The organism is Polynucleobacter sp. MWH-UH2A (assembly GCF_018687195.1).
Lineage (GTDB): Bacteria > Pseudomonadota > Gammaproteobacteria > Burkholderiales > Burkholderiaceae > Polynucleobacter.
Genome location: NZ_CP061321.1, coordinates 1,880,322 through 1,905,661, shown reverse-complemented (window position 1 = coordinate 1,905,661; position 25,340 = coordinate 1,880,322). Strand labels below are relative to the sequence as shown.

The 25,340-nt window shown below is 45.6% G+C and carries 32 protein-coding genes and 1 tRNA gene; 21 read left to right on the top strand and 12 right to left on the bottom strand.

The genetic code is table 11. The features are described 5' to 3' along the window. Positions 1-13 precede the first annotated feature (13 nt). Entirely contained in the window at positions 14-703 is a 690-nt protein-coding gene (gpmA, locus tag IC571_RS09850; RefSeq protein WP_215316429.1) for a 2,3-diphosphoglycerate-dependent phosphoglycerate mutase, read from the bottom strand. 19 nt (positions 704-722) lie between these two features. Between gpmA and IC571_RS09845 the strand changes: the two genes are divergently transcribed. From IC571_RS09845 to IC571_RS09830, 4 genes are read left to right on the top strand one after another with little or no spacing between them, the layout of a single operon-like run. Then, entirely contained in the window at positions 723-1,148 is a 426-nt protein-coding gene (locus IC571_RS09845) for a rhodanese-like domain-containing protein (protein ID WP_251373379.1), read from the top strand. Position 1,149: 1 nt separating this feature from the next. Further along, positions 1,150-1,404, top strand: coding sequence for a glutaredoxin 3 (grxC, locus tag IC571_RS09840; protein ID WP_215316428.1), 255 nt, complete (start codon positions 1,150-1,152; stop codon positions 1,402-1,404). A 26-nt stretch (positions 1,405-1,430) separates the two neighbouring features. Then, positions 1,431-1,955: a protein-export chaperone SecB gene (gene secB, locus IC571_RS09835; protein WP_215316426.1), complete on the top strand. Its 525-nt coding sequence runs from the start codon at positions 1,431-1,433 to the stop codon at positions 1,953-1,955. A gap of 24 nt (positions 1,956-1,979) precedes the next feature. After that, positions 1,980-3,002: an NAD(P)H-dependent glycerol-3-phosphate dehydrogenase gene (locus tag IC571_RS09830; RefSeq protein WP_215316425.1), complete on the top strand. Its 1,023-nt coding sequence runs from the start codon at positions 1,980-1,982 to the stop codon at positions 3,000-3,002. Positions 3,003-3,013: 11 nt separating this feature from the next. Here IC571_RS09830 and trmL read toward each other — a convergent pair whose 3' ends face one another. After that, positions 3,014-3,484, bottom strand: coding sequence for a tRNA (uridine(34)/cytosine(34)/5-carboxymethylaminomethyluridine(34)-2'-O)-methyltransferase TrmL (gene trmL, locus IC571_RS09825; RefSeq protein WP_215316423.1), 471 nt, complete (start codon positions 3,482-3,484; stop codon positions 3,014-3,016). 37 nt (positions 3,485-3,521) lie between these two features. Next, the gene (locus tag IC571_RS09820) at positions 3,522-4,268 is read right to left on the bottom strand and encodes a ComF family protein (protein ID WP_215316421.1); all 747 of its coding nucleotides are present in this window, start codon (positions 4,266-4,268) and stop codon (positions 3,522-3,524) included. A gap of 23 nt (positions 4,269-4,291) precedes the next feature. Between IC571_RS09820 and IC571_RS09815 the strand changes: the two genes are divergently transcribed. From IC571_RS09815 to IC571_RS09785, 7 genes are all read left to right on the top strand, one after another. Continuing rightward, entirely contained in the window at positions 4,292-5,098 is an 807-nt protein-coding gene (locus IC571_RS09815) for a methyltransferase domain-containing protein (RefSeq protein WP_251373375.1), read from the top strand. Positions 5,099-5,278: 180 nt separating this feature from the next. After that, positions 5,279-6,436 carry a cytochrome c oxidase subunit II gene (coxB, locus tag IC571_RS09810; RefSeq protein WP_215316419.1) on the top strand — a complete coding sequence of 386 codons (1,158 nt, stop codon included), beginning with the start codon at positions 5,279-5,281 and terminating at the stop codon, positions 6,434-6,436. 42 nt (positions 6,437-6,478) lie between these two features. Continuing rightward, entirely contained in the window at positions 6,479-8,098 is a 1,620-nt protein-coding gene (gene ctaD, locus IC571_RS09805; RefSeq protein WP_215316417.1) for a cytochrome c oxidase subunit I, read from the top strand. Next, on the top strand, positions 8,001-8,213 hold the full coding sequence (locus tag IC571_RS10510) for a cytochrome oxidase small assembly protein (protein WP_256437689.1): 213 nt from the start codon (positions 8,001-8,003) through the stop codon (positions 8,211-8,213). Before ctaD ends, IC571_RS10510 begins: the two co-directional genes overlap by 98 nt. Before the next feature lie 11 nt (positions 8,214-8,224). After that, positions 8,225-8,815, top strand: a complete 591-nt coding sequence (locus IC571_RS09795; protein WP_215316414.1) for a cytochrome c oxidase assembly protein — start codon at positions 8,225-8,227, stop codon at positions 8,813-8,815. After that, a complete protein-coding gene (locus tag IC571_RS09790) occupies positions 8,815-9,012 on the top strand; it encodes a DUF2970 domain-containing protein (RefSeq protein WP_173956514.1) in 198 nt (65 codons plus the stop codon). The genes IC571_RS09795 and IC571_RS09790 overlap by 1 nt, the downstream gene beginning before the upstream one ends. A 29-nt stretch (positions 9,013-9,041) precedes the next feature. Further along, positions 9,042-9,896: a cytochrome c oxidase subunit 3 gene (locus tag IC571_RS09785; protein WP_215316411.1), complete on the top strand. Its 855-nt coding sequence runs from the start codon at positions 9,042-9,044 to the stop codon at positions 9,894-9,896. Between the two features lie 75 nt (positions 9,897-9,971). Here IC571_RS09785 and IC571_RS09780 read toward each other — a convergent pair whose 3' ends face one another. Next, positions 9,972-10,184: a twin transmembrane helix small protein gene (locus tag IC571_RS09780; RefSeq protein WP_215316409.1), complete on the bottom strand. Its 213-nt coding sequence runs from the start codon at positions 10,182-10,184 to the stop codon at positions 9,972-9,974. Positions 10,185-10,198: 14 nt separating this feature from the next. Between IC571_RS09780 and IC571_RS09775 the strand changes: the two genes are divergently transcribed. From IC571_RS09775 to IC571_RS09755, 5 genes are read left to right on the top strand one after another with little or no spacing between them, the layout of a single operon-like run. Next, complete coding sequence (locus tag IC571_RS09775; protein WP_251373372.1) at positions 10,199-10,993, top strand: SURF1 family protein; 795 nt, start codon at positions 10,199-10,201, stop codon at positions 10,991-10,993. A 2-nt stretch (positions 10,994-10,995) separates the two neighbouring features. Next, entirely contained in the window at positions 10,996-11,652 is a 657-nt protein-coding gene (locus IC571_RS09770; protein ID WP_215316407.1) for a hypothetical protein, read from the top strand. Further along, positions 11,652-12,755: a heme A synthase gene (locus IC571_RS09765; RefSeq protein WP_215316406.1), complete on the top strand. Its 1,104-nt coding sequence runs from the start codon at positions 11,652-11,654 to the stop codon at positions 12,753-12,755. Before IC571_RS09770 ends, IC571_RS09765 begins: the two co-directional genes overlap by 1 nt. Beyond that, complete coding sequence (gene cyoE / locus IC571_RS09760) at positions 12,752-13,645, top strand: heme o synthase (protein WP_215316404.1); 894 nt, start codon at positions 12,752-12,754, stop codon at positions 13,643-13,645. The genes IC571_RS09765 and cyoE overlap by 4 nt, the downstream gene beginning before the upstream one ends. A 10-nt stretch (positions 13,646-13,655) precedes the next feature. Then, a complete protein-coding gene (locus IC571_RS09755; RefSeq protein WP_215316403.1) occupies positions 13,656-14,246 on the top strand; it encodes an SCO family protein in 591 nt (196 codons plus the stop codon). A gap of 30 nt (positions 14,247-14,276) precedes the next feature. On the opposite strand, the gene rpoH is transcribed toward IC571_RS09755, so the two are convergent. Continuing rightward, complete coding sequence (gene rpoH, locus IC571_RS09750) at positions 14,277-15,200, bottom strand: RNA polymerase sigma factor RpoH (RefSeq protein ID WP_215316401.1); 924 nt, start codon at positions 15,198-15,200, stop codon at positions 14,277-14,279. 94 nt (positions 15,201-15,294) lie between these two features. Then, on the bottom strand, positions 15,295-16,185 hold the full coding sequence (gene ftsY, locus IC571_RS09745) for a signal recognition particle-docking protein FtsY (protein WP_215316399.1): 891 nt from the start codon (positions 16,183-16,185) through the stop codon (positions 15,295-15,297). Positions 16,186-16,248: 63 nt separating this feature from the next. On the opposite strand from ftsY, the gene IC571_RS09740 reads away from it, so the two are divergent. Genes IC571_RS09740 through IC571_RS09720 form a run of 5 tightly spaced genes read left to right on the top strand, consistent with a single transcriptional unit; the run spans position 16,249 to position 20,371 of the window. Continuing rightward, positions 16,249-17,616, top strand: a complete 1,368-nt coding sequence (locus IC571_RS09740; RefSeq protein WP_215316397.1) for a pitrilysin family protein — start codon at positions 16,249-16,251, stop codon at positions 17,614-17,616. After that, positions 17,613-18,950: a pitrilysin family protein gene (locus tag IC571_RS09735; protein WP_215316395.1), complete on the top strand. Its 1,338-nt coding sequence runs from the start codon at positions 17,613-17,615 to the stop codon at positions 18,948-18,950. Before IC571_RS09740 ends, IC571_RS09735 begins: the two co-directional genes overlap by 4 nt. Before the next feature lie 10 nt (positions 18,951-18,960). Then, on the top strand, positions 18,961-19,557 hold the full coding sequence (gene rsmD / locus IC571_RS09730) for a 16S rRNA (guanine(966)-N(2))-methyltransferase RsmD (protein ID WP_215316393.1): 597 nt from the start codon (positions 18,961-18,963) through the stop codon (positions 19,555-19,557). A 36-nt stretch (positions 19,558-19,593) separates the two neighbouring features. Continuing rightward, positions 19,594-20,091: a pantetheine-phosphate adenylyltransferase gene (coaD, locus tag IC571_RS09725; RefSeq protein ID WP_215316391.1), complete on the top strand. Its 498-nt coding sequence runs from the start codon at positions 19,594-19,596 to the stop codon at positions 20,089-20,091. Positions 20,092-20,110: 19 nt separating this feature from the next. Then, entirely contained in the window at positions 20,111-20,371 is a 261-nt protein-coding gene (locus IC571_RS09720) for a YfhL family 4Fe-4S dicluster ferredoxin (RefSeq protein ID WP_215316390.1), read from the top strand. Between the two features lie 18 nt (positions 20,372-20,389). Here the strand turns inward: IC571_RS09720 and pth are convergent, their stop codons facing one another. The 6 genes from pth to IC571_RS09690 all read right to left on the bottom strand — a co-directional run bounded on the left by pth (position 20,390) and on the right by IC571_RS09690 (position 25,338). After that, positions 20,390-20,980 carry an aminoacyl-tRNA hydrolase gene (gene pth, locus IC571_RS09715; protein WP_215316387.1) on the bottom strand — a complete coding sequence of 197 codons (591 nt, stop codon included), beginning with the start codon at positions 20,978-20,980 and terminating at the stop codon, positions 20,390-20,392. A gap of 115 nt (positions 20,981-21,095) precedes the next feature. After that, complete coding sequence (locus IC571_RS09710; protein WP_215316385.1) at positions 21,096-21,746, bottom strand: 50S ribosomal protein L25/general stress protein Ctc; 651 nt, start codon at positions 21,744-21,746, stop codon at positions 21,096-21,098. 143 nt (positions 21,747-21,889) lie between these two features. Further along, positions 21,890-22,855, bottom strand: coding sequence for a ribose-phosphate pyrophosphokinase (locus tag IC571_RS09705; RefSeq protein ID WP_215316383.1), 966 nt, complete (start codon positions 22,853-22,855; stop codon positions 21,890-21,892). A gap of 54 nt (positions 22,856-22,909) precedes the next feature. After that, positions 22,910-22,986 (bottom strand) — tRNA-Gln (locus tag IC571_RS09700). A gap of 5 nt (positions 22,987-22,991) precedes the next feature. Then, on the bottom strand, positions 22,992-23,876 hold the full coding sequence (gene ispE / locus IC571_RS09695; RefSeq protein ID WP_215316382.1) for a 4-(cytidine 5'-diphospho)-2-C-methyl-D-erythritol kinase: 885 nt from the start codon (positions 23,874-23,876) through the stop codon (positions 22,992-22,994). Next, positions 23,869-25,338: an outer membrane lipoprotein LolB gene (locus IC571_RS09690; protein WP_215316380.1), complete on the bottom strand. Its 1,470-nt coding sequence runs from the start codon at positions 25,336-25,338 to the stop codon at positions 23,869-23,871. Before IC571_RS09690 ends, ispE begins: the two co-directional genes overlap by 8 nt. Positions 25,339-25,340: the final 2 nt, after the last annotated feature.

Sequence of the window (25,340 nt, the reverse complement as noted above, 5' to 3'; positions counted from 1 at the left end):
ATTTTTTTAGGACTTAATCTAAGTAGAAGTGTTGTATTGGCTTGAGGTTATCGTCTAGTTCATAAACTAGCGGTACGCCATTCGGTACGTTGACTTCCATGATGGCTTCATCCGACATTTGGTCAAGGTATTTAATCAAGGAGCGAATGCTATTGCCATGTGCGACAAGTAATACCCGCTTGTTTGCTTTCAGTGCGGGAGCAATCGATTCATTCCAAAGCGGTAATACACGCTCAACGTTATCTTTGAGACACTCACCCAGAGGAATATCAGAAGGATTGAGTTTGGAGTAACGCGTATCATTTTTTGGATTACGCTCATCATCCATTTCAAGAAGCGGTGGGCGCACATCATATGAACGTCGCCATATGTGAACTTGTTCGTCACCATATTTAGCAGCGGTTTCAGCTTTGTTCAAACCTGTTAGTGCGCCGTAATGTCGTTCATTTAATCTCCAGCTATGTACTACTGGAATCCACATGAGGTCCATAGTGTCTTGAACATGCCAAAGGGTGCGAATGGCGCGTCTTAAAACTGAGGTGTAGGCGATATCAAATTCATAGCCCGCTTTTCGAAGATTTTCACCCGCAGCCAGCGCTTGTTCGGTGCCTTTTGGGGTTAAGTCAACATCCGCCCAGCCAGTGAAGCGGTTTTCAAGGTTCCAGGCGGATTCGCCATGACGAATAAGGACAAGTTGTTTCATAGAGCCATTCTATAATCTGATGATGAACTTTCTCACGCAAATTGATAATTTAGCGCTTATAGCCCTGTTGTTGGTATCGGGCGCTGCGCTTTTCCTGCCTACATTATCTACGCTTATTAGCGGTAAAGGCTTATCGCCTACTGAGGCCACTATTTGGATTAATCGTCGTAAGGCGTATGTTTTGGATTTACGTTCTGAGGACGCCTATAAAGCTGGTCATTTACCAGGCGCAAAATCCGCCAATGCTTCTGGTCTAACTGCCGCGATTGAGGGGATGAAGCTAGATCGCAAACACCCAGTAGTTTTGGTGTGTGACACTGGTGCGCACTCACGCAAAGCCATTGCTGAAGTGAAAGGTCTTGGATTTTCTGAAGTCGGCATTTTGGAAGGCGGTGTACAGGCATGGAAGGTTGCCGCACTGCCTTTGGTGAAACAAGGTAAGTGATATGCCACAAGTAACAATGTACAGCACTCAAGTTTGCCCATACTGTGTGATGGCTGAAAAGCTCTTGGTAAAAAAGGGTGTAAATAATTTAGAAAAGATTCTGATTGATCGTGATCCAGCCCAGCGTGAAACCATGATGACAAGAACAGGGCGTCGGACAGTGCCTCAAATTTATATCGGTGATATCCATGTTGGTGGATATGATGATTTGGTAGCCTTGGATCGTGCTGGCAAACTCGATCCATTATTGGTTTAATAGATACAACATTAAGAAAGTTTGTAATGACTGAACAATCTTCTGCACCTAGTGCTACAAATTCTGAAGCAAAAGACCCATCTTTTCGCATACAGCGTATTTATTTAAAAGACTTATCTCTTGAGCAACCTAATGCTCCTGAGATTTTCTTGGTAGTCGCAGAACCACAAGTACAAGTGGAAGTGGACATTGCGGTAAAGCGAATCAATGATGAACTGTTTGAGGTTTCTTTGAGTTCTACTCTGACAGCGCGAGTTGAGGGCAAAGTGTTGTTTTTGGTTGAGGCTAATCAGGCTGGTATTTTTGAATTCAATAATATCCCCGCAGAACAAGTGGATCCGATGTTAGGTATTACTTGCCCAACTATTTTGTATCCATACTTGCGTTCAAATATGGCTGATGTGATCAGTCGTGCTGGCTTCCAGCCAATTCACTTAAATGAAATTAATTTCCACGGCATGTACGAGCATAGATTGATGCAGGCACAACAGACTGCAACGAGCTCTGATAATGATGGTGCTGATGAGAGCAAAATTATTCTCCCGAATTAAATTTCCTAGGCTGAGTCACTCATTATGAAAGTGACATTGCTCGGTGCTGGCGCATGGGGGACTGCAATGGCCTCCCAGGCGGCCCGTCAACTACGTGAAGAAGATGTTTGTTTGTGGTCTCGTAGCGCAGATCAATTAAAGGCAATTTCCCAGAGCGGCGAAAACCAAGCCTATCTTCCTGGCATTTCTTTGTCGAAGAATCTTCATCTTGAGAGTGACTTTGTTGCAGCTGTAAAAAGGCTGGGTGTTGATGATTTGCTAGTGATTGCAACCCCGATGTCAGGCTTATCAGAAATGATTGCGCGGGTTCTGGATTTGGCTGATCATTCATTGAATATTGTTTGGCTCTGTAAGGGCTTAGAGCCTGCAACAGCTCTGTTGCCGCATCAAGTAGTTGAGCGTGAAGATCGACTACATAGTCATGGCATCCAGCATGCATACGGCGCCTTATCTGGCCCCAGTTTTGCTCAGGAAGTCGGCTCTGGAATGCCTTGTGCATTAACGATTGCTAGTTCATCCGAGCGTCTTTGCAAAATTGTGCAAGCGGCATTTCATCATGGCAATATGCGCGTTTACTCAAGCGATGATTTGATTGGTGTTGAGTTGGGCGGCGCCGTTAAGAACGTTTTAGCCATTGCTGCCGGCATTGGTGATGGCTTAGATCTTGGCTTAAATGCTCGTGCTGCTGTATTAACTCGTGGCTTGGCCGAAATGATGCGCTTGGTAAAAGCTGCAGGTGGCAAATCCGAGACCTGTATGGGATTAACTGGAGTGGGAGATTTAATTCTGACGGCCACCGGTAATCTCTCTCGTAATCGTCGGGTGGGCCTCGAGTTAGCATCTGGCAAATCTCTAAATGAAATATTGGAAAATTTAGGGCATGTTGCAGAGGGTGTTTTATGCGCTGCTGCGGTAGGAGATCTTGCCAAGCGATTGAATGTCGAGATGCCTATCACCGCCATGATGGGCGATGTCCTATCAGGTAAGCTTCAAGCGCAAGATGCAGTCAAAAAATTGATGGGACGTGATCCCAAAATTGAATCGTAATTTGACTTCGTTTACTTACCACCTATAAATTCATTCTGGCGCCAAGCTTCATAAGCAACAATTGCTACAGTGTTCGACAGGTTAAGGCTACGACTATTGTCTTTCATCGCTAGTCTTAATTGGTTGTTGGTCGGAATGGAATTGCGCACCTCATCGCTTATGCCTTTTGTTTCAGAGCCGAAAACAAAATAGTCATTCGCTTGAAATTTACTCTCATGAAACTTGCCGCTGCCTTTGGTGGTTAGGGCAAAGAGACGTTGTGGTTGAGGGGATTCGTTTTTGAGGAACTCCGACCAGCTTTGGTGAATCTTAATGCTTGCAAACTCGTGATAGTCCAAGCCAGCCCGTCTCAACTTTGCATCTTCCATTGGAAAGCCTAGGGGCTCTATCAGATGTAGTTTTGCACCTGTGTTGGCGCATAGGCGAATGATGTTGCCTGTGTTTGGGGGGATTTCTGGCTCGAATAAAACAATATTAAACATATGAATTCTTTACTTTATGCAACTCATGGCGCTCAGTTTATGGGTTTAGTTTAGTGGTTCTTAACAATACCCAATTACTAACCCAGACAACACCAATTATTTTGAGGGTGCGGGCAATCTCATTTAATGTTGCCCCACTAGTCATGACATCATCAAAGATGACAACAGATTTACCTTTAAGCGATTCGATGTCTTTTGCATCAACATAAAACATCTGACGTATGTCATGTTTTCGTTCTGAGAAGTTTTTCCCCGCCTGATGCTCTATGTCATGAAATCGTTTCAGAGTGGAAGGTAGTTTTTGAATGTGGCTTCCACATCGAATTCTTTTTGCAATCTCCCAGCTTTGATTGAATCCGCGAGCAAGTAATTTTTTCTGACTCAATGGAACGGGTAGTAGGTAATCAATCGATTGATCATCTATGTCGTTTGCCAATATAGAATTCCAAGCATCACTGAGTCCAAATGCATATGCAAGACGTTTCTGGTATTTGAATTGATGTAGTGCTGCTTGAAGGAGTCCATCATAACGATCAAGGCAGATCGTTTGATCAAAAGCGGGCACTTGTGTACTGCAAGCATGACATTGAATGGAGTGAAGTTCTGCTGCCTGCAGAGGGATTCCGCATTGATAGCAACATTCATAATGCAAAAGACTTTCGTGGTAAAGCATTGGCAGGCAATGCGAACAAATGCTTGCAGACTGAAATTCTTGGCAGATGATGCATGCAGTGGGTAACACTTGCGCACTGATTGACTGAATAAGATTCTCTAGAAATCGCATGGGGCGCTGAGTATACTGAGCCAATGACCCAACCGATCAGATGGTTACAAGATGAAATTGCAGATCGCATGCTGCAAAAGCTCGATATCGTAAAGCTCGATGTCCGAGATATTTTGGTGATCCCAGACTTTCCTGGCAATCATCATGCGGCGTTGGCAAAGCGTTTTCCACGTGCGCATATTCATAGCGTTCTTGAAGACAATTCATCAAAACTTCAATTGTGGATTGCTAAAACTCGCGCGAATTGGCGTTCAATATTTGGCGGTGGAAAAACAAGTTCACTGACACATCTTCGCAGCACTAATAAATTTGATATTCCTGACAATTCTGTAGATTTAATTTTTAGCAATTTATTGCTGCAAGATCTGACTGATCCCAAGTTGTTTTTGCGGGAGTGTTGGCGTGTTTTACAAGAAGGGGGTTTGGTTGTTTTTAGCTACTTGGGGCCAGATACTGGAAAAGAATTGCGCGCCATACAGAGCGAGAGCGGCATTTTGCAGCTGAAGAATCTATTGAGCCCCTGGGATATGCATGATTTAGGGGATGCATTGATGGCGGAGCAGTTTGCAGATCCGGTAATGGATATGGAATACCTCACGCTTGACTATGAACGGCCTAGACTTTTATTGAACGATGTTGAGGCGTTGAAGTTGGCGAATAAAAATCCCCATTTAGATGCTGAAATCGGCGATTTGCCCAAAAAATTGACCCTAGAAATTGTTTATGGACATGCCTGGGCCCTCGGAAAACACCTCGCCAAATCGCAGGACAACGTAGCCTATATTGACGTAAATCAAATTGGACGCAAGACTAGGACAGATTCTCATTAAGTGTAAGTGCTTACTATCATTTTAAGCTCGACCAAGATTGGGTGGAGGGGGGTTATCCCTGTTTGTTGTTGCGTCTAATTAACCCTATAATCACCGCTGGATGTATTGGCTTGAGACCGCATTTTGAGCATTGTGTGGCGTTTTTTGCTGCTGTGCTCGCGACAATAAACAGAGAATAAGATGAATTTATTTGGAAAAGTCACTAGGGCATCGCTCTATTTAGTAGCAGCCTTCGGCTCTGCTTTTGCTTACGCAACAGAAAACATGCCAGGCGGCCCGGCTGTAAACCAGCTGAATTTCGCTGCCCCAGCAACCAAAATCATGCAAGAAATCCACTGGTTACATTGGATGATGCTCGTCATTTGCGCATTGATTTTTGTGGGTGTATTTGGCGTGATGTTCTATTCGATTTTGAAGCATCGCAAATCACTTGGACATAAGTCAGCATCTTTCCACGAGAGCACATTAGTGGAAATCATTTGGACTGTGATTCCATTGTTAATTGTGATTGGTATGGCATTGCCCGCAACGAAAACCGTTGTGGCAATGAAAGACACCACGAATTCTGATATCACCATTAAAACTACTGGCTACCAGTGGAAATGGGGTTACGACTACATTAAGGGTGAAGGTGAGGGCATTAGCTTCTTGTCAACGCTTTCAACTTCACGTGAAGCCATTAATAACCTCGCGCCTAAATCAAATACATATTTGATGGAAGTGGATAACGAAATGGTTGTGCCTGTTGGCAAGAAGATTCGTTTGATCACTACAGCAAATGACGTTATCCATGCGTGGACTATTCCAGCATTTGGCGTTAAGCAAGATGCGATTCCAGGATTTGTTCGTGACACTTGGTTCAAGGCTGAAACAATCGGCACATTCCGCGGTCAGTGCTCTGAGTTGTGTGGTGCCGAGCATGCGTTTATGCCGATCGTAGTTAAAGTAGTTTCACAAGATGACTACACCGCTTGGGTTGCTCAGAAGAAAAAAGAAATGGGCGCTGCCGGCGATGACCCTTCTAAGGTCTACACCTTGGAAGAGCAAAAAGAGCGCGGAGCAAAAGTGTATGCCGCTAACTGTGCTGCATGCCACCAGCCTAACGGTAAGGGCGCTGGTGCATTCCCAGCCCTGGACGGCAGCAAAGTAGTGAACGGTCCAAAAGCTGGTCAATTCAATATTTTGTTGAACGGTAAAAATGCAATGCCGAAGTGGGCTGGCGTAATTTCTGATGGTGATATCGCTGCTGTTATTACTTACACCCGTAACTCATGGGGTAATAAGACAGGTGAAGTCATTCAGACTCAAGAAATTATTACCGCACGCGGTGGCAACTAATCCAGATTAACTAATACAGATAAAACGAAACCGGAGTAATCCATGAGCACAGTCTCTACTACCCACGATCACGCACACGACCACGCGCATGATGATCACACGCCACACGGCTGGCGTCGTTGGTTGTTCGCAACCAACCACAAAGACATCGGTACGATGTATTTGATCTTCTCATTTGTCAGTTTGTTGGCAGGTGGCGTAATGGCTTTGGGAATTCGCTTGGAATTGTTCCAGCCAGGTTTGCAGTTCTTGCGCCCTGAGTTCTTCAATCAGCTCACCACTATGCACGGTCTCGTGATGGTGTTCGGTGCGATCATGCCAGCGTTCGTAGGTTTTGCGAACTGGATGGTGCCTTTGCAAATTGGCGCATCTGATATGGCGTTTGCTCGTATGAATAACTTTAGCTTCTGGATTCTTCCAGTTGCGGCAACTTTATTGTTGAGTTCATTCCTTGCTCCAGGCGGTGCGCCTTCTGGTGGCTGGACAATTTATGCGCCTTTGACATCACAGATGGGCCCAGGTTTAGACATGGGTATCTTTGCGCTTCACTTATTGGGCGCTTCTTCAATCATGGGTTCGATCAACATCATCGTAACCATCTTGAATATGCGCGCTCCTGGCATGACATTGATGAAGATGCCAATGTTCTGCTGGACTTGGTTGATTACTGCTTACTTGTTGATCGCTGTAATGCCTGTATTGGCTGGCGCGATCACCATGGTGTTGACTGACCGCCATTTCGGCACATCATTCTTTTCTGCTGTTGGCGGTGGCGACCCAATTATGTTCCAGCATATTTTCTGGTTCTTTGGTCACCCAGAGGTTTACATCATGATCTTGCCTGCGTTCGGCATCATTAGTGAAATCGTGCCTGCTTTCTCCAGAAAGACATTGTTCGGCTACAGCTCTATGGTGTATGCAACTGCATCGATTGCGATCTTGTCATTCATCGTTTGGGCTCACCACATGTTTGCAACAGGCATGCCAGTAACTGGTCAACTGTTCTTCATGTACGCAACGATGTTGATTGCTGTTCCAACCGGCGTGAAGATTTTTAACTGGGTAGCAACAATGTGGAAAGGTTCAATGACCTTTGAAACTCCAATGTTGTGGTCTGTTGGTTTTATTTTCGTATTTACGATGGGTGGCTTTACTGGTTTGATTTGTGCGATGGCACCAATTGATATCGGTATTCAAGATACTTATTACATCGTTGCTCACTTCCATTACGTGTTAGTGGCGGGTTCATTGTTTGCGATGTTTGCAGGTTTCTACTATTGGTGTCCTAAGTGGACAGGTCGTATGGCTAGCGAAACTCGTGGCAAGATCCATTTCTGGGCTTCCATGATTTTCTTTAACATCACCTTCTTCCCAATGCATTTCTTGGGTTTAGCAGGAATGCCACGTCGTTATGCAGACTACCCAACACAGTTTGCTGACTTCAACATGATCGCTTCGATTGGTGCTTTAGGCTTCGGTTTAGCTCAGGTTTACTTCTTGTTCTGCGTAGCATTGCCTGCTTATCGCGGACATGGCGAGAAGGCTCCAGCTAAACCATGGGAAGGTGCAAAAGGTCTTGAGTGGACAGTGCCTTCACCAGCACCACATCACACTTTTGAAACTCCTCCAAGCGCTGAGCAGTTGCGTGAAGCAGGAATTTAAATCGTCTTCCAATCAGGCCCTGGCTGCGAATAATCGCCGCTTAGGGCTGATTCTTTTGAGCATTGTCATCGTATTCTTTATCGGCATTGTGATGAAGTGGAGCGTTTTGGGTTAAGTGCTTTTCATATGACAGCCAATCAGTCTGCAAACCGTCAAATCTTACTGAAGCTATTGATCGCCTCAGTAATGATGTTTGGCTTTGGTTACGCACTCGTGCCGATGTATCAAGCCTTATGTAAGGTGACCGGCATCAATGTAGTGACCAGCAAGAATGATTACGGAGTCAGAGCATATAGTCCAAACAAGGTTGGTAATACTCAAGTTGATTACTCACGTAAGGTAACGATCGAGTTTGACTCAAATAGTCGCGGACCGTTTACGTTTAAGCCGCTGAAAAACTTTTTAGAGGTTCATCCTGGTGAGATGACTGAGATTGTTTATGAGGTCACCAATAACTTAGGGCGAACTGTAGAGGCGCAGGCAATTCCAAGTTATGCGCCAAAGAGCGCGACTGAGTTTTTTACCAAGTTAGAGTGTTTTTGTTTTCAGCAGCAAACCTTGGCTGCTCATGAAATGAAAAAGATGCCGGTTGTTTTTGTGATCGATGCAGGGTTGCCGCAAGATGTCAAAACAATCACTTTGTCATATACCTTCTTTGAATTAGGTGTTGGCGTGCCACCTGCTGGCTCTACAACTCCAAAGTCTAAAGGCGCATGATGGAGAAAAAGAAAAGTACTTTTATGCAGTCTATGAAAGCCGTGATGTGGGGCTTCTTGGGTGTGCGTAAAAAATCTGGTTTGCAGGAAGATGTAGCTACATTAAGTTTTGTGCACATTATCATTGCGGGTGTTGTTGGGGCCTTGATTTTTATGGCCATCCTGCTCTTGATAGTGAAAGCAGTTGTATCCCATTGATTATTTTTTGATTGAATAGAGAGAATACGATGTCATCCAATTCAACCCCTTACTATTTCGTCCCAGGATTGTCTCGTCATCCTGCTATGGCAGCAGCTGGCTTAATTGCCTTCGGCTATGGCATGACTGGCTGGGTGAACCATACTTCTTGGGGCGGCGCGCTTACTCTAGTTGGCGTAGCTTGGGTTTTATTTGTTCTGTACAACTGGTTCGGTGACACTATCGCTGAATCAAATGCTGGCAAGAACGGCGTGAATGTAGATATTTCTTATCGCTGGTCTATGGCATGGTTCATTTTCTCTGAGATTATGTTCTTCGGCGCATTCTTTGCAGCGCTTTTCTATGCTCGTAATATTGCGATGCCTTGGATGGGCGATGTCGAGAGCAAATTGATTTGGCCTGATTTTCAAGCAGTTTGGCCTAATGATGGTCCTGCTGGTTTGGTTGAGAAGTTCACCACAATGGGCCCATGGCCAATTCCAACCATCAATACTTTGTTGTTGTTGAGCTCTGGTGTAACGATCACGATCGCTCACCATGCTTTAGTAGAAAACCATATGAAGAAGGCCGTTAACTTCTTGGCAGCGACTGTTGCTTTGGGCGCGATCTTCTTAGGTTTCCAGGCTTATGAGTACTACCATGCATACCATGCCCTGAACTTGAAGTTGACTTCAGGCATTTACGGCTCAACATTCTTTATGTTGACTGGCTTCCATGGCTTCCACGTATTCCTTGGTGGCACCATGTTGGCAATTGTTTTGCGTCGTATGATTCGTGGCGACTTTACAGCTAAGCATCACTTTGCGTTTGAAGGTGCTGCCTGGTATTGGCACTTCGTTGATGTCGTATGGCTTGGTCTATACATCGCTGTTTACTGGATGTAAGACAAATAAAAATCGGGGCTTGAAAGCCCCGATTCAGTTTTAAGCGCTTTAGTTTTGCTCTTGTGCTTTGGAGACTTAGTTGGTGCCCACTTTGATTCCAGTTGCTTCGATTAGCCCAAAGTAGTGCGCAAGCAAAATTCCCAGGAACAGGGCAATTGATAGGCCAATACGTAAAATCAGTGAGTGAACCATTCGAGAGCTATTGCCACGATCTTTCATCATGAAATACAGGGCTGAGCCCAAACTGATCACAATCATGAGTAGCACAACGGGAATAATCCACTTCATTTCAAACCCTTATCTTGAATCTTAAAAATAGCCTCTTCGATACCTTGATAGCAAAGCGTGCAGTTGCTACTGTATCAGCCTTATTGGTGATTGCCATAGGTTGCGGGGCTGGAATTTGGCAAGTTAGCAGGGCGCATGGCAAGATCGCTTTAGCTGCTAATTTGTTGGCGCGTCAACAGATGCCGATATTGAATGCGAACGCTAATACATGGACTCTTCAAGAGGCTAGTGAGCGTCGCATGATTGCTCGCGGTAGATATCTTCCTGAGGCTGCCATTTGGCTAGATAACCGCCCACAACCGGTTCCCTCGGGAGGGGCTGGTGCAACCGCGCAAGCGGGTTTCTATTTGATGATGCCGTTTCGCTTGGAGAGTCGTGACGAAATCCTTTGGGTCAATCGAGGGTGGGCGCCGCGTAATCGTGAGAACCGAGAATTGCTGCCAAACATAGAGACCTCAGCTGGTACGGTAAATATTGAAGGTATTGTTTTTGCTCACCCTGGTAAGTTATATGCATTGGGCTCTGAAGATCGGAATGTGGATGTCAATAAACCCCGTATTGCGCAAAATTTTGATTTAGTGCGAGAGGGTCAACTTCATGGCTGGACACAAGCACCCTTTATTTTGCGTTTGGAGGAGGTGGGGATTGTCGATGGCCTAGTCCGAGAGTGGACTCCGCTGACAACGGGTGTCGATCGCCATTATGCTTATGCCTTTCAGTGGTTTGCTTTGGCATTTGCAGGTTTTGTATTTTGGTTGGCTGGTGGTTTGCGTCAATATTGGCGACAAAGTGCTGCACATGGGGATTGAGAGTGAGCGATAAAGATTTGCTGATACCAGCATCACAGACGGATTCTTCCGCAATTAATGCGCAAACCCGTCGAGGCCGTATACAAATGTTGTTTTTGTTGCTTGCATGCGCAGCGCCAGTGATTGCCTCTTATTTTGCATATTATGTGATTAAGCCAGAGGGTGGGAAAACCAACTTCGGCACCTTGGTCTACCCCGCTCAAGCAGCAAATTCAGGATGGTTCGATGTTCCCTTGCAGGGTAAATGGACACTGTTGATTGCTCGTCCCGCAGGCGAGTGCCATATTGAAGATAAAAAATGTATTGAAGCGCTTTTTCTGATGCGACAATCAAAAGTGGCAGCTGGCAGGGAGGGTAGCCGTGTTCAACTTTTATGGGTCAATATGGATGGCAAGCCAGTTGATCCAGTTGTAGCGCAGGCTTACGATGAAAAAGTTGCCGGCTTCAAAGTCGTTACCTTGCCAGTAGATGCTAAGTTGCGTGATGAATTTATGAGCTGGTTGAATAAAGAGGATGCTGGTGATCAGATCCAATTGATTGATCCAAGTCCTGCCAAGATGATGACCATTCCAGTGACTAATTCTCCAAAAGAGTTTGCAGCGATTAAAAAAGACTTGGAGAAGCTGCTACGTCTTAATCACAAGGGTGAGAATTTGTAATGCCCAGCTTTATCTTGCTTTTGGAATTAGCGCTGATTGCGATCGTATTCGCAGGGCTGCCACTCGCATACCTGTGGACGAGACCTGGTTATAGCTTCTTTCAAAGGCTCAATTGGGTCTTAGTATTTATGACCTTCGACTTAATTGTGTTCGGTGCATTCACACGTTTGACTGACTCTGGCCTGGGTTGCCCTGATTGGCCCGGTTGCTACGGCAACTCCAACCCCTTACATGCGCTTGTCGATATTAAGCAGGCTGAACATCTTTTGCCTGATGGCCCAGTGACAGTGATGAAGGCATGGATAGAAATGATTCACCGTTATTTGGCAATGACGGTTGGCATGCTCATTTTGGTGCAGGTGGGAGTCGCCTTTTCTAAACTAAAGTCTTTAGGTAGAGGCCCGCTATTGGGCAGCCTAGGGTTGCTGTTATTGGTTTGCGTTCAAGGGGCTTTTGGTGCTTGGACAGTAACCCTGAAATTGCAACCCATTATTGTTAGTCTTCATTTGATCTTAGCCCTGTTTTTATTGGCAGCTTTAACTGCTTACGCACAACAAGTTTGGGTGGAAAAAAATTCAACAGTTCGCACGCTACGAGTAAGACCTGTTTCTGGTTGCTTATGGCTATTCGCTTTTGCAACTCTCTTCTGCCAAATATTTTTAGGGGCATGGGTTAGTACAAATTACGCAGTTTTAGCTTGTCCTGATTTCCCGACCTGTCTCGGTTCGGCTTGGCCTGAAACCAACTGGCAAGAAGGTTTTACCTTATGGCGACAACTGGGGCTAAATGCCCAAGGTGAATATATATCACCTGTAGCATTACAAACCATTCATTGGACACACCGTCTTTTTGCATGCCTGGCCTTATTGATACTTTCTTTTTTATCTTGGAAAGTCTTGCGGCAATCTAGCGCTGCAACAGAGGGTCTTCATCGTTTCGCTAGACTTTTGTTGGGCTTGCTTGTCTTGCAGATTATTACCGGAGTTTCTAATGTGGTTTTCCAGTGGCCCTTAGTGGCTGCCTTGTTGCATACCGCAGGGTCTGCTGCTTTGGTATTCTGCATGGTCAGAATAAGTTATTGGACTTCTTGGAAGCGCCTATGAGTACAACAAATGTGAGCGAGCAACAGGCTATGCCGCGTTGGCGTCAATACTGGGTTTTAACTAAACCCAGAGTGACTCAACTCGCTGTTTTTTGTGCCGTAATTGGTATGTTCTTGGCTACACCTGGAATGGTGCCCTACCCCATTCTCATTGGCGGTGCAGTTGGCATTTGGTTATTGGCGGGCGCAGCATTTGCTATGAATTGCTTAATAGAGCAGGCAGTAGACGCCAAAATGAAACGCACTTCATGGCGCCCTTCAGCAACCGGTGAAGTCACGCCATTTCATATCGTTCTGTTTTCGATCATTCTTGGTTCACTCGGAATGATTATTTTGTGGAATTTCTGTAATCCTCTGACGATGTGGCTGACTTTGGCAACGTTTGTTGGTTACGCTGTGATTTATACCTGGTTGCTAAAGCCCGCAACCCCACAAAATATTGTGATTGGGGGGCTCTCAGGAGCAATGCCACCGGCATTGGGTTGGGCAGCCGTTACCAATGGCCTCTCGGCTGAAGCCTGGCTTTTGGTATTAATTATTTTCGTTTGGACCCCACCGCATTTTTGGGCGCTGGCTTTATATCGTCGCGATGATTATGTGCAATCGGGTCTGCCAATGCTACCCGTGACACATGGCGAGCGATTTACTTTGTTGAATATTTTGCTCTATACCCTGATTTTGATTGCAGCAACCTTACTGCCTTATATCTACGGGATGAGCGGCGTGGTTTATTTGCTATCTGCAATTATTTTAGGACTGATATTTTTGGGATATGTGATCGCTCTATTTATTTCATATAGCGATGCTTTAGCCAAAAAGACATTTCGTTTTTCGATTACCTATTTATCTTTGCTCTTTGCAGCATTGCTAATAGACCACTATTTTCTTTGAGATGGTTTAAATGAATATTTCCAAATTGCGTAGATTGTTGATTGCCGCATTAGCCATTCTGTTGGTTGCGTGTAGCCCCAAGCCAGAATTTAAGAATATTGATATCACTGGCAGCACTGCATTTGGAAAAGACTTCAGTTTGCAAGATCCTGATGGAAACGTTAGAAGTCTGGCTGACTTCAAGGGCAAAGTTGTGGTGATGTTCTTTGGGTATACGCAATGCCCCGATATCTGCCCTACGACTTTAACGGAGATGCAACAGGTGATGACTTTATTGGGTCCACAGTCCGATAAGGTACAGGTCTTATTTGTTACTGTTGATCCAGAGCGAGATACAGCTGCGATTTTGAAGCAGTACGTGCCGTCCTTTGACCCTCGATTCTTAGGTTTGCGTCCTGCAGATGAGGCTGCTTTAGAAAAGGTGGCGAAGGACTTTAAAATTTATTACAAGAAGGTGCCGGGAAAGAGTCCAGGCTCGTACACGATGGATCATGCGGCTGGCAGTTACGCCTTCGATCCGCAGGGACGCTTACGTCTCTATATCAAACACGCGCAAGGCCCGGAGACCTTAGCGCATGACTTAAAAGAATTAATGAAATAAAGAAAAGGGTTCTGAATCGAACCCTTTTTATTAGGCCGCTTGAAGCAAGCCGCGCATCTTTTTGAGCGCTGCTGTTTCAATTTGGCGGACACGCTCTGCAGAGATGCCGTATTCCTCTGCAAGATCATGCAGAGTTTTTGTGCCGTTACCATCCGCATCCATTGCTAGCCAGCGAGATTGCACAATATTGCGACTGCGCTCATCCAATGCCATGAGAGCCTGATCAAGTTTCGGACCTTGTAAAGCCTCTGCCTGGGCATTAGCAATACGCTCAGTTGGCTCTTGACTATTGTCTGCTAGCCACTGAATTGGGGCATAGGCCGTCTCATCGTCACTGTCATCGCCTTCAAGTGCAACATCACCACCAGCCAGACGCATTTCCATTTCTTTAACATCAGAGCCTTTTACGTCGAGGGCTTTTGCGAGTGCATCCACTTCCGCTGTAGTTAACGAATTTAATGTGGGCTTATTGCTACGTAAGTTAAAGAACAATTTACGTTGCGCTTTAGTGGTTGCTGTTTTTACCAAGCGCCAATTTTTGAGAATGTACTCATGAATTTCCGCTTTGATCCAGTGAATTGCATAAGACACTAGGCGAGCGCCATTGCTTGGGTCGTAACGCTTCACCGCTTTCATAAGGCCAACATTGCCCTCTTGAATAAGGTCAGCATGTGGAATGCCATAGCCAAGATATTGACGAGCAACTGAAACAACTAAACGCAAATGCGATAGCACTAAAGTTTTTGCAGCGTCTACATTTTCAGTGCGACGAAACTCCTGCGCAAGATGTAACTCTTCCGCAGCGCTGAGCATCGGTACGCGGTTTACGTACGCGATGTAAGAATCGAGTGTGCCAACCCCAAGGGATGGCAGCATTGGAAATGCGGACGCCGCTGCAGCCTGCGCTACAGGCAGCCTTTGCAAATTCGGTTTGTCAGATTTCTTTTGAACCATTTTCTTTTTATAAATATGAGGTGTTAATAGAGTTCTATTTTAGCACTCTTGTCAAGAGAGTGCTAATGGTTTCTATTGAATGTAAGTTATTGAATTAATTGAATAATTCAGAGGAATATTGCCCTGCCGTGAATGGGGCTAAATCATCAATTTTTTCGCCTTTACCTAGAGCCAAAATTGCCGGCTTGGGTCCCTCTTTGAGGGTATGGGCCAGGGCGCAAATTACACCCCCTTTAGCAGTACCATCAAGTTTGGTAACAATGATTGCGGTGAGGCCCAAAGCAGCATGAAACGCCTTTACTTGGCTTAAGCCATTTTGTCCGGTATTGCCATCTAGTACCAAGAGGGTATGGTGAGGCGCTCCAGGAAGGGCTTTGCCAATCACTCTTTTAACTTTCTTGAGCTCTTCCATCAGATGGTCTTGAGTGGCAAGGCGACCCGCGGTATCGATAATCAGAACATCATTTTTGCGAGAGATTGCAGAGTGAATTGCATCGTGTGCAACAGCGGCTGCATCCCCACCCTCTTGGGTAATCACATCTACTTGGTTGCGACCACCCCATTCTTGCAATTGATTGCGTGCGGCTGCCCTAAAGGTGTCGCCTGCTGCCAACAATACCGATTTGCCTTGAGATTGAAAGAGCTTGCAAAGCTTGCCAATGGTGGTTGTTTTGCCCGCGCCATTGACGCCAACCACTAGCCACACTTCAGGAATATGGCTTGAAGTGCTGGCAAACAATGGGTTGGGGTTGGGCTCAAGGCTTTGTAATAGGCCTGTAACCTCTTGGATGAGCAAGGCCTGTAGTTCTTCGGCGCTGGATGCTTTTTCTGATTTAGCAGCCTTGCGTAGCTTCGCCATCAATTGTTCAGTCGTGGGTAAACCCACATCACTCTGAATCAGTGATTCTTCTAAATGATCAAACCAAGCATCATCCGTTTTGCTTGATTTAAATAGAGATCCTAGGGTTTTACGTAATCCAAACATAATCGATACAATTTAATCCTTGCATCTTATCAATTTAATTCTTGGGATATGGTGATTTAGCAGATGCGTTCCAATTTACTCCGAATTTCTTTCCTATTCTTGCTGTTTACCCAATTTTCTTGGGCAGCAGGTAAAAATCCATCCGATACCCAGGAGTTTCTATTAAATAACGGTCTCAAGTTGATTGTGCGTGAAGACCATCGTGCGCCAACGGTGGCGCACATGGTTTGGTATCGCGCAGGATCTATGGATGAGACAAATGGCAGAACGGGGGTTGCCCATGTTCTTGAGCACATGATGTTCAAAGGCACGGATAAGGTAAAGGCAGGAGAGTTTTCACGGTTAGTTGCGGCAGTTGGCGGACGCGAGAATGCTTTTACCTCGCGTGACTACACCGCCTATTTTCAGCAGGTAGAGAAATCAAAATTAGAAGAGGTGATTAAGTTGGAGGCTGATCGCATGTCCAACTTAAATTTTGATGATGCGGAATTCTTAAAAGAAATCCAAGTGGTGATGGAGGAGCGTCGTCTTAGAACGGAAGATAACCCAAGTAGCTTGCTCAATGAAGCATTAATGGCAACGGCCTTTATGAGCTCTCCTTATCGTCATCCAGTAGTTGGTTGGATGAATGATTTGCAAAACATGACTGCGTCAGATGCACGAGATTGGTATCGTAGTTGGTACAAGCCAAATAATGCGACAGTTGTCATTACTGGTGATGTGGATGCTCAGCAAGTGTTGGCGATTGTTGAAAAATATTACGGTGCAGTATCTGCCAAAGAGCTTCCCGTTCGTAAGCCACAAATTGAGCCAGCCCAAAGGGGTGTAAAGGAAGTTCAAGTCAAAGCTCCGGCTGATAACGCCCAGTTCACTATGGCTTGGAAGGTTCCCCGACTTGAGCCAGGTAAGCTTGATGAACCTGATCCCTATGCGCTTGAGTTACTAACGGCAGTCTTGGACGGCTATGACAATGCGCGCCTCAATCGAAGTTTAGTAAAGCAAGAAAAAGTAGTGAATGATGTTGGGGTTGGGTATGACATGATTTCTCGAGGCCCAGCGTTATTTGTTATTAGTGCCACTCTTGCTAAGGGTAAGACGATAGAGCAAGCGCAATCGAGCATTCGCAAAGCGCTTAATGAGATTAAGAAAAACGGTATTTTGGAGTCTGAACTCAAGCGTATTAAAGTTCGGATTCTTTCTGATCAAATTTATAAGCGTGACTCTATTTTTGGTCAGGCAATGGAAATTGGTGGAACCGAGATGGCTGGATTCTCTTGGAGAGATATCGACTACATGCTGGAAAGAATGCAGTCAATTACCCCTGAGCAAGTGCAAGCCGTTGCTAAAAAATATTTAGCAGAAGATCAATTAACAATTGCTACATTAGACCCGCAGGCTCGTAAATCAGGCGATAAAGGGAGTAAGCCATGAGATTCCTTCAGCAGATCTCTATTCTTCTTTTGTCTATTTTCGGCTTGCTGACTAATGCTCATGCGACCTTGCCTATTGAAAAATTAGAGTCCTTTCAGGGTGCAAGGGCATATCTTGTGCAAACGAAGTCTTTGCCTATGGTGGATATTGAGGTCAGCATTGATGCTGGAGATCGCTACGACCCTGCCGGCAAGAGTGGTCTGGCTGATTTAACGGCAAGCTTAATGACTTATGGCGCTCGAGGTGAAAAGGGTCTCTTAAGTGAAGCGCAAATCGCTGATGAGATTGCTGATCTTGGCGCGAATATTGGCTTGTCGGTCAGTGGCGAGCGTGCTATTTTACGTATCCGTAGCTTGAGTAGAAAAGACTTACGTGATCGAGCGGTGCAACTTGCCGCTGCCATGTTGAGTGCACCAACCTACGATGCCAATATTGTTGCGCGTGAGAAACAGCGAACCATTACTAGCTTACTTGAGGCAGAGACAAAGCCAGAGTATGTTCTCGAGCGACGTTTTAAGTCCATGGTTTACGGTAAATATCCTTTGGCGGAGAGTCCATCGGTTAAATCAGTTTCTTCAATCACACCCGGTGAGCTCACACAGTTTCACAAGCGCTTTTATCGAGGCGATCGCATGATTGTGAGTATTGTTGGAGATGTAGATCAGAGTCAGGCAAAAGAGATTGTTCAAGGCCTACTGAAAAGGATTCCTCAATCAGGGTCGAGCATTCCTGCGCTTCCGCAATTGCAGCGATCTCCTGTGGAGCCATTAGCTGAGCGTGAGGTGACAATTCCATTTGATTCTCAACAGGCGCATATTGCCATGGGGATGACTGCGGTTACCCGCAACAATCCAGATTACTTCCCATTATTGGTGGGTAATTACATTTTGGGTGGTGGCGGCTTTGTATCGCGTTTAATGGCAGAAGTTCGGGAAAAACGGGGTTTAGCCTATAGCGTCTTTAGTTATTTTTCCCCTGGGAAAGATGTTGGTATTTTTCAGGCGGGCCTGCAGACCAAGAGTGATCAGGGGTCTTTGGCTCTTGAGGTGATGAGTGAGACGATTGCGAAGTTCATTGGTAACGGCCCAACAGTCTCTGAGCTGACTGCTGCTAAGGCAAATTTAATCAATGGTTACCCATTGAGAATCGACAACAATCGAAAATTATTAGATAACGTTTCTTCAATTGCTTGGAATGATCTTCCATTGGATACGATGGAAATTTGGACCAAACAAGTTGAGGCAGTTACTTTAGATCAGGTGACGGCCGCCTTTCAGAAGTATTTGGCAATGGATCGCATGAAGATTGTTCTTCTGGGAGCTCAAAATAAATAAGTCTAAATCCGTGAAGGGTGAACCACCAAAGAAGGTCCGAATTATTGGTGGAAATTGGCGAAGTCGCTTGCTCACGGTAATAGACTTGCCGGGCTTACGTCCCACAACTGATCGTATTCGTGAAACTGTATTTAATTGGTTGGGGCAGGATTTAACCGGGCTCAAATGCTTGGATTTATTTGCTGGTACTGGGGCTCTTGGATTTGAGGCGGCATCACGTGGAGCAAGCGCGGTTATTTTGTTGGAGAAAGATAAAAAAGCCCACGCAAATTTATTGAAAAATTTGCAGCTATTAAATTCATCTCCTGCGACAGGTTCAGTAGAAATTCTGCAGGGAGACTGCATAGAATTTCTTAGGCGACAAGCTGATCGATCTGCCAACTTAATATTGATTGATCCCCCATTTCAAGACACGGACTTATTTAATCGCGCGGTGCTTGAGGCGGCGAGAGTATGTGATGACGCTTTGGGAGGGGGGATTTATATGGAATTTCCTGCGAATCGTTCCCGTGAAGAGGTAGAGTCACTATTGCCATCATGGCATTGTGGAAAGTACTTAGAGGCTGGACAGGTAAAAGCCTGCCTATTTCGGAGTGGAAGAGGCTAAACTCTTGCCTGTAGCCGATAAAGCCTTAGGAGATGTATGACTGTAGCCGTATACCCAGGAACGTTTGATCCCTTAACTCGTGGTCACGAGGACTTGGTGCGTCGCGCGTCCAGTATTTTTGATCAGCTGATTGTGGGCGTTGCTTCGAGCCGTAGCAAGCATCCTTTCTTTACTCTTGAAGAGCGTATCGATATCGCTAAAGAAGTTCTTGGACACTATCCTAATGTGAAAGTGGTCGGCTTTGATGGCTTATTAAAAGATTTTGCACGCGATCACAATGCGCGCGTGATTGTTCGTGGCTTACGCGCAGTATCCGATTTTGAATATGAGTTTCAAATGGCCGGTATGAACCGCTACTTATTGCCAGATGTAGAAACATTATTTTTGACCCCATCTGACCAATACCAATTTATCTCAGGCACTTTTGTTCGTGAAATTGCTCTCATGGGTGGTGACGTTAGTAAATTTGTTTTCCCCTCTGTGGAGAAGTGGCTAACGAAGAAGGTAGAGACTTCGCACCAAAAAACAAAGTAAGTAGATTGGTAAAGTAAGTATGGCATTAATGATCACAGACGAATGCATCAATTGCGATGTATGTGAGCCAGAGTGCCCAAATGATGCGATCTACATGGGCCTAGAGATCTATGAGATCGATCCCAATAAGTGTACGGAGTGCGTAGGCCATTACGATGCGCCTCAATGCCGTCAAGTCTGCCCAGTAGACTGCATCCCATTTAATCCGGAATATGAAGAGACCCAAGAGCAGTTAATGGTGAAGTTTAGGTTATTAACCGCCAATAAAAAGGCTGTCTAGGATCGCAGAATATTAGAGCTATGCTTTGGAGTGAAGCTCTAGCATGGCGGTTTGGGGGTCGCCCTTTAAAAACAGTGGCAATATTTGCAAACCGTTTTCAATGCTCGCATCAATGAGTTTCTGTTCGGTCAATTGGGGCCTGCGCAAAACATAATCAGCCACGTCCATTGCGCGACCATCGCCAGCCAAATCTCGTGGATGACCTATGCCAAGACGTAAACGCCAATATTGAGGAGTTCCAAGGTGGGACTGGATATCTTTTAAGCCATTGTGGCCGCCAGTGCCGCCCCCCAGTTTGAGGCGGGCAGTCCCTGGTTTTAAATCCAACTCATCCTGAACTACCAAAATATCTTCAGTATTGATTTTATGAAAACGGCACAGAGCGCCAACTGCTTGCCCGCTGAGATTCATATAGGTAGTTGGTTTGAGGAGAAAAAGATCATCCCCATCCCACTTTGCTTTAGCTACTTTGCCATGAAAGCGCTTCTCGGTTTCAAAGCGGGTATTTAATTGTTTTGCGAGGACGTCGACAAACCAGAAACCGGCGTTGTGCCGATCTTCTTCGTGCTCATCGCCAGGATTACCAAGGCCAACAATTAATTTGCTCATGATGAGAGTTTAAAGATATAAAACGGTTTCGAGCAAAAAATCTAAGTAAAGGAGTTCTGGAAAAAAATAAAGCCCGCTTGCGCGGGCTTTGGATACATAGATAAGGCTTAATTTATTAAGCTTTGTCCTTAGCATCGGCAGCAGGCGCGGCTGCTGGAGCTGCGGCGGCTGCTGGAGCAGCTTCTTCAGTCTCAGCGGCTTTAACAGCTGGAATACGTGCGTTTGCAATCACTGGGTTTTCTTGCTCAACGTGCAATACCAATGAAACACCTTTTGGCAATGGAACGTCTTTTGCATGAACAGAGTGACCTACTTCAATCTTGCTCAAGTCCACTTCAATGAACTCTGGCAAGTCTGCTGGTAAGCAAGAAACTTCGATGTCATTGAGAATATGGCTTACAACAGCGCCTTGCAATTTCACTGCAGCTGAAGTTTCCGCATTAGTGAAGTGCAATGGAACGCGCATGTGAACTTTCTCAGTCGCAGAAACGCGCTGGAAGTCAATGTGCAAAACCAATGGCTTGAATGGATGCATTTGGTAATCACGTAGCAACACTTTTTGTGTTTTGCCAGAAATTTCCAAATCCAAAATGGATGAGTGAAATGCTTCTTTACGGAGAGCATGGAATAAAGCGTTGTGATCTAACTCGATAACCAAGGCTGGTTCTTTACTACCGTAAACGATTCCTGGAGTTTTTCCAGAATTGCGCAGACGGCGGCTCGCACCCGTTCCCTGTACGCTTCTTTCAAAGGCGACAACTTTCATATTAAATTCCCTTTTAAGGTTAATTTCCGTTCGCGACCAAACAGAAAAGCCTTCGATTATATCGTGGGAACGGTGTTTTTCATCTATAAATGGCAAAAAACACCCAGAAACTGCCAAAAAAGGGGTAAAAAAGCCTTTTTCGCTTATTCGGCGAACATGGACATGACTGAGTCACCCTTGCTGATACGAGACAGGGTCTCGGCAAGCAATGGGGCTACAGACAATTGGCGAATTTTGCTGACTTTTGAGGCTTCGGCTGTCAGAGGGATGGTGTCGGTTACAACCAGCTCATCCAACTCGGAGGCAGCGATACGAGCCACTGCACCACCTGAGAGAACTGCGTGAGTACAGTAAGCAGTAACGCCTTTTGCGCCACGTTCTTTGAGTGCTTCTGCCGCCTTACAAAGTGTGCCGCCAGTATCGATGATGTCATCCATGATTACGCAATGACGACCTTCTACTTCGCCAATCAAATGCATGACTTCAGAAACGTTTGCTTTAGGGCGACGCTTATCAATAATCGCTAAGTCAGTGCCTAGTTGTTTGGCCATTGCGCGAGCACGAACAACGCCGCCGATATCTGGAGATACAACGATTAAATCTTTCTGTGTTTTTTGGGCTTGCAAATCTGCCAATAAGACAGGTGAAGCATAAATATTGTCTACAGGGATATCAAAGAAGCCCTGGATCTGGTCGGCATGTAGATCCATTGTGAGTACACGCTCAATGCCTGCAACGGATTGGAGCATATTCGCTACGATACGAGCGGAGATGGCTACACGAGCAGAGCGCGGACGACGATCTTGGCGAGCGTATCCAAAATAGGGAATGACTGCAGTGATACGACTTGCAGAGGCGCGTTTGAGTGCGTCAATCATGATCATGAGCTCCATCAAGCTATCGTTTGTTGGAGCGCAGGTAGATTGAATGACGACGACATTTTTGCCGCGCACGTTTTCTTGAATCTCAACTTGAATTTCACCGTCAGAAAAACGGCCAACAAAAGCTTTGCCCAGTGGTAACTTTAATTCCTTGGCTACAGCCTGCGCCAAAATCGGATTTGCGTTTCCTGTAAATAAAGTCAATAAATCTGAGCTGGTGGAGGACATAGTTTTAGGGATTTTGTAGGGTCAAAAGATTATCTTTGTCATTTCTACAGTATTTGGCAGGGGAAGAAGGATTCGAACCTTCGCATGCTGGAATCAAAATCCAGTGCCTTAACCAGCTTGGCGATTCCCCTACAGCTCAATCTGAAGAAATCAAATTGTAAGCGGGATTTTTGTTTAGCCCCCGAACAACCCGACCTTTCCACCCTTTAGGAAGATTTTGCAGAAGATTTTGCAGTTTTTCGCGTCCTATCTTAGGGTCTAAGATGGCAAAAACGCTACTGCCGGAGCCCGACATACGGGGTTCAGAACCCGGTATTGCCTGACTAATCCAATCCAATGCTTGCTTCACTTCAGGACATATCCGCATCGCTACTGCCTGGCAATCATTCGAAAGACTAGACCATGGCGATGCAAGAAAGCCTTCTATTGTAATCTGACCGTGATCTCGGGTCAATTCGGGGTCTTGGAAAATGCGGATAGTCGGAATTCCTTGATTGGGGAAGATAACCAAAAAATCCCGCTGATCAAGGCTGATTTCTTGCATCTGCTCGCCAATCCCCTCAACAAAGGCGTTTTTCCCGAAGAGGAAGAATGGCACATCTGCCCCAAGTTGAAGACCCAATTTACAGAGCGTATTGGTGTCAAGCTGAAGGTTCCAAAGGGCGTTTAAGCCAATTAAGATAGTAGCAGCATCGGATGATCCTCCGCCTAAACCAGCGCCCATTGGGATTTCTTTTTGGAGATGAATTTCTACCCCAGCTTTGATCTGGCAAAAATCTTTCAAGAGTTTTGCTGCGCGCACCACAAGATCGTGTTCTGGTAGAACGCCTGGGATTGGATTAGTGTGGCGAATCTCGTTTTCAGCAATTCGCTTGAGCGTAATCGTGTCACACCAGTCGATTAGTTGAAAGGCTGATTGCAGTAAGTGATATCCATCGGATCTGCGACCCACAATATGTAAAAACAAATTGAGTTTGGCAGGCGATCGCAGCGTTAACTTGTTGTGAATGAGTTCACTCATTTGCTTGATCAAACACAAGTCGAATATCAATCGATCCAATGTTAGAGCTGCGGGTCATTGTTAATTTATCCAGGCGATTTTGATCACTCCAGCTATAACGTAAATTCCATCCATCTTGACGAATTTCGCTGACTTGCCCCTTGTTGTTTCTCTCAACACTTGCTTCGCTGCCTGGCCGGGTTTCTCCTCTTAGCCAATTAGATAAACCTCTTGCTGGCAATGGGAGTCCTAATGTGTTTTGCACTAAGGTGTCTGCATCAATTGCGCTTGTGATTTGACCGTCGCGCTCTAGAGTGGCTTCTCCGGGAGTGATGGTAATTTTTGCAATCGCGCCGCCGACAGGGTTGCGAATCTCGAGAGTATCTTTGAGATTGTCTTGAACAAGCGTAAAACCACCAGAGCCCCCTTGATTTTGGGCATCAGTCAGGCCAGTAACTTTGACGGCAAATCGTCCATCCCATGAGCCCTTGAGAGCTTGAGTTGGGCTTGACCAGTCAGGCTTTAGTCGTTTTAACGTTTCTTGAAGAGTGGCATTGTTGGCATCTAATTTCTGCCCCTCTTGCCACATAGCCTCTGCTTCAGCCTGTCGTCCCATTGACCAGAGCACTTCACCAGTATGTGCAGCAATATCCGCTTCGGGTTTCATGCGAAATGCTTGCTGCAACTGTTCTAAAGCAAGTGCATTTTTACCAAGGCGAAAATTAACCCAGCCTAAGCTATCTAATATGAAAGCATCTTGTGGTGAAAGTTGATGCGCTTTGCTGATGAGGGCAAATGCTTCTGGTAATTTGGTATTGCGATCAGCAAGAGAGTAACCGAGTGCATTGAGAGCATTCACATCATTAGGACTTTTGCGCAAAATTTCTCGCAAAGTTTTTTCCATAACATCCACTCGACCCGCTTTCTCTGCTGACATGGCATAGGTATAGAGCAAACTTAAATTTTTGGGGCTTGCTCTTCCGTTCGATGTGATTTCATAGAAAGCGCGTAAAGCCTCGGATTCGTCCTTGGCTTTGCTTAGCAATGCTTGTAGTTGTAACAGTGTGTTTTCTTGTTGAGCAGGCGTCTGTTGGCGTAGTAGCGAAACTGCAGGCTTTACAGCATCAGACCAGCGATTATTGAGAATTAGAAGGGTGATAAATACTTCTTTAGGTTTGGTATCGGAAGCAGGCGCTAGGCTATCCCAAACTTTCGCGGCCTGTAATGCGAGCTCAGGCGAGCCGCCTGCTATCCCAATTTCCATCGCTCGTTGAGCTAGGCGAGGGTCTTTGTATTGCCGAGCCATCTCCAAATAGGTGTTGTAGGCAAGACCTGCTTCTCCCCGCTGTAGCGCAATTTCAGAGGCTAAGACTTCAAAGACGGCTTGCCCAGTTGAGGTCTCATCTGTTTGAGCCTGAGCCGATCCCAGCAACAAAGTCCCACCAGTTAGGGTGGCTAGGATGAAAAGTAACAATTTGCTCATAA

Coding starts and splice junctions, on each gene's coding strand:
- gpmA (WP_215316429.1), bottom strand. CDS start 703: ATGAAACAACTTGTCCTTATTCGTCATGGCGAATCCGCCTGGAACCTT.
- IC571_RS09845 (WP_251373379.1), top strand. CDS start 723: ATGATGAACTTTCTCACGCAAATTGATAATTTAGCGCTTATAGCCCTG.
- grxC (WP_215316428.1), top strand. CDS start 1,150: ATGCCACAAGTAACAATGTACAGCACTCAAGTTTGCCCATACTGTGTG.
- secB (WP_215316426.1), top strand. CDS start 1,431: ATGACTGAACAATCTTCTGCACCTAGTGCTACAAATTCTGAAGCAAAA.
- IC571_RS09830 (WP_215316425.1), top strand. CDS start 1,980: ATGAAAGTGACATTGCTCGGTGCTGGCGCATGGGGGACTGCAATGGCC.
- trmL (WP_215316423.1), bottom strand. CDS start 3,484: ATGTTTAATATTGTTTTATTCGAGCCAGAAATCCCCCCAAACACAGGC.
- IC571_RS09820 (WP_215316421.1), bottom strand. CDS start 4,268: ATGCGATTTCTAGAGAATCTTATTCAGTCAATCAGTGCGCAAGTGTTA.
- IC571_RS09815 (WP_251373375.1), top strand. CDS start 4,292: ATGACCCAACCGATCAGATGGTTACAAGATGAAATTGCAGATCGCATG.
- coxB (WP_215316419.1), top strand. CDS start 5,279: ATGAATTTATTTGGAAAAGTCACTAGGGCATCGCTCTATTTAGTAGCA.
- ctaD (WP_215316417.1), top strand. CDS start 6,479: ATGAGCACAGTCTCTACTACCCACGATCACGCACACGACCACGCGCAT.
- IC571_RS09795 (WP_215316414.1), top strand. CDS start 8,225: ATGACAGCCAATCAGTCTGCAAACCGTCAAATCTTACTGAAGCTATTG.
- IC571_RS09790 (WP_173956514.1), top strand. CDS start 8,815: ATGGAGAAAAAGAAAAGTACTTTTATGCAGTCTATGAAAGCCGTGATG.
- IC571_RS09785 (WP_215316411.1), top strand. CDS start 9,042: ATGTCATCCAATTCAACCCCTTACTATTTCGTCCCAGGATTGTCTCGT.
- IC571_RS09780 (WP_215316409.1), bottom strand. CDS start 10,184: ATGAAGTGGATTATTCCCGTTGTGCTACTCATGATTGTGATCAGTTTG.
- IC571_RS09765 (WP_215316406.1), top strand. CDS start 11,652: ATGCCCAGCTTTATCTTGCTTTTGGAATTAGCGCTGATTGCGATCGTA.
- cyoE (WP_215316404.1), top strand. CDS start 12,752: ATGAGTACAACAAATGTGAGCGAGCAACAGGCTATGCCGCGTTGGCGT.
- IC571_RS09755 (WP_215316403.1), top strand. CDS start 13,656: ATGAATATTTCCAAATTGCGTAGATTGTTGATTGCCGCATTAGCCATT.
- rpoH (WP_215316401.1), bottom strand. CDS start 15,200: ATGGTTCAAAAGAAATCTGACAAACCGAATTTGCAAAGGCTGCCTGTA.
- ftsY (WP_215316399.1), bottom strand. CDS start 16,185: ATGTTTGGATTACGTAAAACCCTAGGATCTCTATTTAAATCAAGCAAA.
- IC571_RS09740 (WP_215316397.1), top strand. CDS start 16,249: ATGCGTTCCAATTTACTCCGAATTTCTTTCCTATTCTTGCTGTTTACC.
- IC571_RS09735 (WP_215316395.1), top strand. CDS start 17,613: ATGAGATTCCTTCAGCAGATCTCTATTCTTCTTTTGTCTATTTTCGGC.
- coaD (WP_215316391.1), top strand. CDS start 19,594: ATGACTGTAGCCGTATACCCAGGAACGTTTGATCCCTTAACTCGTGGT.
- IC571_RS09720 (WP_215316390.1), top strand. CDS start 20,111: ATGGCATTAATGATCACAGACGAATGCATCAATTGCGATGTATGTGAG.
- pth (WP_215316387.1), bottom strand. CDS start 20,980: ATGAGCAAATTAATTGTTGGCCTTGGTAATCCTGGCGATGAGCACGAA.
- IC571_RS09710 (WP_215316385.1), bottom strand. CDS start 21,746: ATGAAAGTTGTCGCCTTTGAAAGAAGCGTACAGGGAACGGGTGCGAGC.
- IC571_RS09705 (WP_215316383.1), bottom strand. CDS start 22,855: ATGTCCTCCACCAGCTCAGATTTATTGACTTTATTTACAGGAAACGCA.
- ispE (WP_215316382.1), bottom strand. CDS start 23,876: ATGAGTGAACTCATTCACAACAAGTTAACGCTGCGATCGCCTGCCAAA.
- IC571_RS09690 (WP_215316380.1), bottom strand. CDS start 25,338: ATGAGCAAATTGTTACTTTTCATCCTAGCCACCCTAACTGGTGGGACT.